Origin of the sequence: Caproiciproducens sp. MSJ-32, assembly GCF_018918055.1 — a bacterium.
In the GTDB taxonomy this organism is placed as follows: Bacteria; Bacillota; Clostridia; order Clostridiales; family Clostridiaceae; genus Clostridium.
Genome location: NZ_JAHLPS010000089.1, coordinates 1 through 7914, shown reverse-complemented (window position 1 = coordinate 7914; position 7914 = coordinate 1). Strand labels below are relative to the sequence as shown.

The 7914-nt window shown below is 26.5% G+C and carries 9 protein-coding genes and 1 tRNA gene; 6 read left to right on the top strand and 4 right to left on the bottom strand.

Going from position 1 to position 7914, the window contains the following annotated elements; translation table 11 throughout:
• Positions 1 to 121 precede the first annotated feature (121 nt).
• A tRNA-Met gene (locus tag KQI16_RS09870) sits at positions 122 to 197 on the bottom strand.
• Positions 198 to 535: 338 nt separating this feature from the next.
• Here KQI16_RS09870 and KQI16_RS09865 point away from each other — a divergent pair.
• Both KQI16_RS09865 and KQI16_RS09860 read left to right on the top strand, forming a co-directional pair.
• On the top strand, positions 536 to 1084 hold the full coding sequence (locus KQI16_RS09865; RefSeq protein ID WP_216434010.1) for a hypothetical protein: 549 nt from the start codon (positions 536 to 538) through the stop codon (positions 1082 to 1084).
• Positions 1085 to 1188: 104 nt separating this feature from the next.
• Positions 1189 to 1701, top strand: coding sequence for a hypothetical protein (locus tag KQI16_RS09860; protein ID WP_216434008.1), 513 nt, complete (start codon positions 1189 to 1191; stop codon positions 1699 to 1701).
• A 43-nt stretch (positions 1702 to 1744) separates the two neighbouring features.
• On the opposite strand, the gene KQI16_RS09855 is transcribed toward KQI16_RS09860, so the two are convergent.
• Genes KQI16_RS09855 through KQI16_RS09845 form a run of 3 tightly spaced genes read right to left on the bottom strand, consistent with a single transcriptional unit; the run spans position 1745 to position 3004 of the window.
• Positions 1745 to 2323, bottom strand: coding sequence for a manganese catalase family protein (locus tag KQI16_RS09855; protein ID WP_216434006.1), 579 nt, complete (start codon positions 2321 to 2323; stop codon positions 1745 to 1747).
• Positions 2323 to 2586, bottom strand: coding sequence for a spore coat protein CotJB (locus KQI16_RS09850; protein WP_216434017.1), 264 nt, complete (start codon positions 2584 to 2586; stop codon positions 2323 to 2325). Before KQI16_RS09850 ends, KQI16_RS09855 begins: the two co-directional genes overlap by 1 nt.
• Positions 2579 to 3004, bottom strand: a complete 426-nt coding sequence (locus KQI16_RS09845; protein ID WP_286173047.1) for a spore coat associated protein CotJA — start codon at positions 3002 to 3004, stop codon at positions 2579 to 2581. The genes KQI16_RS09850 and KQI16_RS09845 overlap by 8 nt, the downstream gene beginning before the upstream one ends.
• Before the next feature lie 158 nt (positions 3005 to 3162).
• Here KQI16_RS09845 and KQI16_RS09840 point away from each other — a divergent pair, with 158 nt between their 5' ends.
• The 4 genes from KQI16_RS09840 to KQI16_RS09825 all read left to right on the top strand — a co-directional run bounded on the left by KQI16_RS09840 (position 3163) and on the right by KQI16_RS09825 (position 7711).
• Entirely contained in the window at positions 3163 to 4551 is a 1389-nt protein-coding gene (locus KQI16_RS09840; protein WP_216434012.1) for an FAD-binding oxidoreductase, read from the top strand.
• Between the two features lie 35 nt (positions 4552 to 4586).
• Positions 4587 to 5453 (top strand): tRNA 2-thiocytidine biosynthesis TtcA family protein, encoded by an 867-nt coding sequence (locus KQI16_RS09835; RefSeq protein ID WP_216434004.1) that lies wholly within the window; start codon positions 4587 to 4589, stop codon positions 5451 to 5453.
• Positions 5454 to 5612: 159 nt separating this feature from the next.
• Positions 5613 to 5801 (top strand): DUF4250 domain-containing protein, encoded by a 189-nt coding sequence (locus tag KQI16_RS09830; protein ID WP_216434002.1) that lies wholly within the window; start codon positions 5613 to 5615, stop codon positions 5799 to 5801.
• A gap of 161 nt (positions 5802 to 5962) precedes the next feature.
• Positions 5963 to 7711 (top strand): putative bifunctional diguanylate cyclase/phosphodiesterase, encoded by a 1749-nt coding sequence (locus KQI16_RS09825; RefSeq protein WP_216434000.1) that lies wholly within the window; start codon positions 5963 to 5965, stop codon positions 7709 to 7711.
• Positions 7712 to 7914: the final 203 nt, after the last annotated feature.

The window sequence follows — 7914 nt, the reverse complement described above, 5'->3', positions numbered from 1 at the left end:
AGATTTTTTTTATAGTCATGAAAAATATTTTACCATAAATCCTAGACTTTTAAAGTCTGGGATTTATTTTTTTCATCAAAAAGGAGCTTCACACTAATTATTTAGTGCGACAGCCCCTTTTTGGTTGCGGGGGTAGGACTCGAACCTACGACCTTCGGGTTATGAGCCCGACGAGCTGCCGACTGCTCCACCCCGCGATATTAATAATTTTTACATATATAAATATATCTATATATTATAATAATGTCAAGTTTTTAAAATTTTCTATTTTTTATAAATATTATTGAATTAATTTAAAAATCTTCCATAAACTGCAGATTTCAAAGCTATTTTAAAATAATCTTATTTTGAGTTGATTTTTACTTTTTTATAAGATAATAAAATTAATATAATTTTTGATTTTTAACCATATTATGGTTATAATTATATAAAGGGGGAATTCTATTAACTTACTTTTTATAGGAGTTCATACTTATAATAATCAAAAATTTAACAAAGTTAACTTTAATAAAAATTATATTAAAGGAGAGGAAATATGTTAAAGGGTGTTAAAGGAGAATTATATGAGGATAAAAAAGTAAAGAATGTGCAAGGGATATCAGAGGATGAAAAAGATAAAAAAAACGTTTTTGAAATAGCTTTAAGTATAAAAGAAAAAGTAGATAAAATATTAACAGATATTAATAAAGATACACTTGAAATAAAGGATTTAGAAACTATTAATAAAGAAGATTTGAAGGAAATATTTAATATAATTGAATTATATGACATTAATAGAGAATTGTTTTTAGAAACAGAATTATTAAATACTTTAGAAAGAGAAGTTGCTATAATAGTAGATATTTTATGTAAAAGGGATAACGTAAAGAATTTTATTAATTTTGATAAAGAAGTTTATAAGGACGAGTATTTTGAAAATAATATTATTGAAGAAGATGATGAATTTTATAATGAACACTTAGAAAATGTCTTGTTAATAATAAAGGAAATTGAAGAAACTCTTGCTGATAAGGCTCTAGAAGATTTAAATAATTTATTCAGATGCTTAAAAAATATTGCAAATGCTTTTAAAGATTTTAAATAAAATTATAAGTATATGTTTATAAAGCTTAATATAGTACAAATACACCTAAATTTGAATATACTGTATTAGGGGACTAGCCTCAAATATAGAAATTAGGTGTTTATATGGATTTCTATTTAAGAAGGAAGCTTATTAATTTAAGAGATGATTTTAATACAGACAACTGGGATTTGAAAACGTTTCAAAAAATGGTATCTGATATTAGATACAGTATTATGAGTCTATATAAACATGAATTTATAGAGTTAATGATAATAATAAAAGAATTATTAAATGGATATATTTATATAAAAGATCATTCAACTTGGCAGATTAGTAATAAAACTTATTTTCTAAAGAATATAAAAATTTTTAATGAAATTTTCTTTGTAAAATTGGCAGATAAAATTTATAAATTGCAGTATAGCTTAGATGACATAATTGAGATAATTGATTATTTAGGATTAAATTTTAATGTATTAAGAAAAAATTATGGAAAGAAGATTGGGATGCCATTAAAGAACATTGAAGAAATTTTAAGAGAATGCATCCTAATAAATAATGATGAACTAATGAAATTAGGACCAGTATTTGCAGAAAGGATAAATAGGGCATTAAATTTAAATGATAAAAAATAAACCTAAGCTATATTTAAGCTTAGGTTTATTTTACAGACAGCTCCTATAATATATCGAAATCTCTTGCTTTTGTATTATCTTGAACATCCATTAAAGCTTCTCCGAATCTTTGATAATGAACAACTTCTCTTTCTCTTAAGAAGCCAAGGATTTCTTTGATTTGAGCATCATCTGTTAAATTCATTAACCATTCATAAGTTACTCTAGCTTTTTGTTCAGCATTCATGTCTTCGTGTAAATCTGCAATTATATCTCCTTTTGCTTGAATATAAGTAGCTGTCCAAGGGTTGCCGGTTGCATCAGTATAGAAAAGAGCCTTTCCGTGGTCAGCGTAATGACCGTCCAATCCTGCTTTTTTAATTTCATCAATAGAGGCATTTTCCATTATTTGATGAACCATAGTTGCAATAATTTCGACATGAGCCATTTCTTCTGTTCCTATATCAGTTAAAAGAGCTTTAGATTTATTAGTTGGCATGGAATATCTTTGATTTAAATATCTAAGAGCAGCAGAAAGTTCTCCGTCTGGACCGCCATATTGAGTAATTAGAAGTTTTGCCATTCTAAGGTCTGTTGATTTTAAGTTAACTGGATGTTGTAATGTTTTAACGTAATACCACATTATCTCTTTCCTCCTTTCTCATTTTCCCATGGCCATGGACTATTTACCCAAGCTTCTGGATTTTGGAAATATGCGCTTCCGAAATTTGTTAGTGGACCATGTTTCTTTTCATAGTCCCAAATTAAGCGTTTTAATTCAGAAGAAAGAGCTGCGAAATCCTTTTTAGCACCTTCTGATTCAGGATGGGTGTCTAAAAATAAATTTAAATCAACTAATGCAAATTGAACTTTTTGAATTTCTAACAAATGCTCATGTTTATTCATCATAGCTTCTCTTACCTCCTAAATATCCAGAATTACAATAAGGATCATATAAATCCTTAAATATTGTTCCTGCAATTATTGCATCATCTAAATTGAAAAAGTTTTTGTATGGTTGAACTTGAATGTGAGCTTTAGCGTAAATAGGAGGATTGAAAAGTTTATATGATTCATAGCAGTTTTCATCAGTATCTTTACAAAATACGTTACAAGAGTATTTAGCAGGATTTTCTAAACAATCTTCTAAACAGCTAGATTTTTTTCCTTGACTGCAAGTACCTTTAGAAGACTTACAGCTAACCATCATATTATCCTTATAGTTTTTCTTATCTTTAAATTCATCCATTAGGTCTTCTAATTCTTCTTTAATATCTTTAAAATCGTCTTTGTATTCCTTTTTTTGATCTTTGCCCCTTAGCATTTAAATTTCCTTTCCTTTCGTTTTCTACATTATCACTTTATGTAGAAAAATATAAAAATGTGATAAAATTTATATATTCCTATTAAAAAATGTTATATTTTATTTTTATTGCTGTTATGATATTATCTATAAGATGAATAAATAATAGAAGGTGATAAATTATGAAGATGAACCTTGAAGAAATATCAGGAGAAGTTTTAACAAAAACTAATAAAAAATATGACGAAGCAAAATTAAGTTGGAATAGAGCTATAGATTTTCATCCTTCACTAATAATTAATTGTTTTAATGAAGAGGATGTAATTAATGCAATAAATTTTGTTAACAAAAACTCCCTTGAATTTAGAATTAGGTCAGGAAGGCATAATTATGAGGGATATTCTACTGGTGAAGATATAGTAGTTATAGATGTGAGTAATTTAAAAGAGATTAATATAAATGAAGAAAAAGGAACAGTTAAGTTAGGAGGAGGAATTAGAAATAGGGAAGCTTATGAGGCTTTGGGAGCAAAAGGATATCCTTTTCCAGGGGGAGGCTGTCCAACAGTTGGAGTTGCCGGATTAATTTTAGGAGGAGGCTGGGGGTATTCAAGTAGATATTTAGGTCTTGCTTGTGACAGCTTGCTAGAAATGGAAATGATAGATTATAAGGGGAATAAGTTAATATTAAATGATAAATCTAATAGTGATTTGTTTTGGGCTTGTAAGGGTTCTGGAGGAGGACATTATGGAGTAGTAGTTTCTTTAACTTTAAAACTTCAGGAAAAAGTTGATATGGGAACCTTAATTAGAATAAATTATAAAAATATAAATGAAGAAGATGCTGTTAAAATCTTAGAAAATCTTCAAAATTTATATAGAGATTTAGATTACAAAATGAATTTAAAAACTTCCCTTTATAATTCAAAGGAAGATGGTATTGGTATAAAATTAATTGGTTTATTTTATGGAGAGGATACGGAAGCAAGAAAAATATTAAAGTCTATCACAGAAGTAAGTGAAAAAATAGTAGCGGATTTTGATTATATGACAATCCTTGAATGTAATAGATGGATACAAGATAGTCATCCAGAGTATGAAAGATATAAATCTGGGGGAAGATTTTTGTACAATGATTTAGATGCAAAAGATATAAGAAGTTTATTAGATATTATTAAAGAAAGGGCAGAAGGGGCTTATTATACTGCAATAACTTTATATGGCCTTGGAGGAAAAGTTAAGGAAATATCAAAAGATGCTAGTGCCTTTTATTATAGAGATGCAAAATTTATTTTAGGTTTTCAAACAGTATGGGACGATAATAAATATAAAAAAAATAATATAGAATGGTTTTTACCTAGGTATAAGATTCTAACTAAAATAACTAAAGGTGCTTTTGTTAATTTTCCTTTACATGAGTTAAAAAACTATGAGGAAGAGTATTATGGAAATAATTTGAAAAAATTAAAAGAAATAAAAAGAAAATATGATCCAAGAAATTTTTTTAGATTTCCACAAGTAATAAATGGAACTAATGAATTATTATCTGACAAGAATAATAAAAGATGATATAATTTACAAGGATAAAAAAATGAGGTGATAAAATGAGCAGTATAGCTGGTAAAGGTTGTGAAAGACTAATACCTACTGAAGAAAAAAAATCATTAGAAGAAATAGAACGTAGTATAGTTAAAAGATATAGAAAAAAAATATGGACTAAATTTGTTAGGGCAATAAAGGATTATAAACTTGTTGAAGAGGGAGATAAGATTGCTGTTGCAATTTCAGGTGGAAAAGACTCTCTTTTAATGGCAAAATGCTTTCAAGAATTAAAAAGACATGGACAAATGAATTTTGAATTAGAATTTATTGCTATGGATCCTGGTTATCATCCTCAAATAAAAGAGTTGCTTATAGAAAATTGTAATCATTTGGGGATACCTGTACATATTTATGAAGGAAAAATATTTGAAGTTGTAGATAAGATGGCAAGAGATTATCCATGTTACCTTTGTGCTAGAATGAGAAGGGGAGCCTTATATAGCAAGGCAAAAGAATTAGGCTGTAATAAATTAGCTTTAGGTCATCATTATAATGATGTAATAGAAACAACTCTATTAAATGTTTTATATGCTGGAAATTTTAAAACCATGCTACCTAAATTAAAGGCACAAAATTTTGAAGGCATGGAACTTATAAGACCTCTTTATTATGTAGAGGAAGAAGATATTAAGAAATTTACAAATTATGCAGGAATATGGCCTTTAAATTGTGCTTGTATGGTTGCAGCAGAAAAGATAGGAAATAAAAGATATGAAATTAAGGATTTAATAAAAGAATTAAAGCAAAAATTTGATGGAGTTGAAAAATCTATCTTTAAAGCTGCAGAAAATGTAAATTTGGATTCTATTTTAGGTTGGGAAAAAAATGGTGTAAAAACAAAATATTTAGATGTCTATGATGAAGAATAATAGTTAATAATATAAGTGTATAAAAAATGGGCTGTTAATCTTAAAAATTTTTTTCAGAAATATAATGTAATCTAGAAAAAATGTTGTATAATACTACTAAGGAAATTAATAAAAATACATTAATTGTATTATATTAATGCAAAGAAAAGGAGTTATGTAATGGATAAAGAAACAGTCTTATCTATGGATCCCAATATATTAGTAAGTATGATTAATATGAAATTGAGGGATTTTTATTCAAGTTTATCAATTTTATGTGAAGATTTAGATATAAATGAAGAAGAATTAAGGAATAAATTGGCAAGCGCGGGATACGAATATATTGATGAACAAAATCAGTTTAAATAAGGAGGGGGCAATATGAAAATAAAAAAGAGTGCTAGGATTTTTATGATTATTGCAGCAGGAGTTAGTTTGGCTGTAACCTTATTAAAAGATGAAAAAAATAAAGCTAAGGAAAAACAGAACCAGTAAGGTTAAAAATATAATTTAAGAGGAAAAGGGATAATATGAAGAAGGATTTTTTTTCAAACAAGGATGTTGTTTCCCTGAAGAATTATAATTTAAATAAGGATGAAATAATAAATGAATTTAAGGAGTTTTTAGCAAATTCAAAGGATCTTTTAATAAAGTCTATTGACTGGGTATTTATATATATAGATATAGAAAAATCTTTTGTAATTATTTATGGGGACAATAAAAAAATAATAAATAATAGTGAAAAGTTAAATATTTTTACTTTTGATGAATTAAAAAAACTATTTTATAATAAGGACTTTGATAAGTTAATAAATGCTTTAAAAAAAGATTTTATCAATATTGAATTTAAAATTAAATATAAGCCAAAGGACTTATGGATAAAAATTAAAGGTGAAAATATTAAGAATGAGAAAGATCAAGTTGTAGGATTTATTGGAGTGTTAAATGATATAACAAAAGAGAAAGAGTTAGAAAGGGAATTAGAAATATTAAAATCCTATGATGAACTTACTGGTCTTAATAATAAAAAGAATTTTAAAAAGATAATAAATGAAGAAGTTGAGAATCATACCCTTCTTAAAAGAAGGGGAGCCTTCATAATGATAAATTTAGATAATTTTAAATTTATCAATGATTCTTGTGGCCATGAAGCTGGAGATTTATATTTAAAAGAATTTGCTAATAAATTAAAAAAATTAGTTAGAGATGAAAGATATGCTTGCAGATTTAGTGTTGATGAATTTATAGTTTTTTTGCCATGTATTAATTCAATAGAAGAGATTAATGAATTTACTAAAAATATAATGAAGCTGTTTGAGGAATCATATTATATTGGTGATAAGAATATTTATACAACTGCAAGTATTGGAGTTTCCCTTTTTCCTGATGATGGGCAGAATTTTGAAACCTTGTTAAAGAGTGCTGATTCAGCTTTATATAAAGCTAAATCAAATGGAAAAAATCAAAAACAGATGTTTAACGATAAAATTTCAGAAGAAATAAATAGAATATATTTAATACATAAAGGTTTAAGAACTGCTTTAGAAAGAAATGAAATGTATGTTGTTTTTCAACCTAAAATAAAATTGAATAATAATGAAGTGGATGGATTTGAAGCATTAGTTAGATGGAACAGCAAAGAAATTGGGTTTATAAGCCCTGGAGAGTTTATAGCAATTTCAGAGAGTACAAGGCTTATAATACCTATAGGAAAATTTGTTCTTAGAGAAGTATTCTCAAAAATAAGATATTTACTTAATGAGGGTTATGATAATTTTAAAATTGCTGTAAATCTCTCCGAAATTCAGTTAAGAGATAGCGGGCTAGTTGCTTATTTTAATTCTTTAGTTGAAGAATATAATGTACCTCCAAAATATATTGAATTAGAAATTACTGAAAGTATGTTAATGAAATCAGTTGATAATAATATTGAATGTTTAATGGAGTTAAAAAGGTTAGGAGCCTCAATAGCTTTAGATGATTTTGGCACTGGATATTCTTCTTTAAATCACTTAACAAAGCTTCCAATTGATGTTTTAAAAATAGATAGAAGTTTTTTAATAGATATGAAAAAGAATAACAAAAGTAAATATATTATAGAAAATATTATTGAATTGTCACATAAATTAAATATTACTGTTGTAGCTGAAGGTGTTGAAGAAGAAGAACAAGTGGAATATTTAAGAAGTATCAATTGTGATAAAGTACAGGGGTATTATTATAGTAAGCCCCAAGAATTTGATAATATAATAAACATGTTAAGTAAAAAAGGCATATAATGCCTTTTTTTTATGACCAATTTCATAAGAATAAAATTTCTTGGCAAAAAAATAAAGTTAATATATAATGTAGAGTAATTAAGATTGTGTAAAGTAAATATGAAAAAATAGCGTAGCTACATGTATAATTACACAATATTGTTCAGTTTTTCTTTAAAATTTAAAAAAATTGATTTAGAAAGCTTGTTTTAAACAAAAAATGG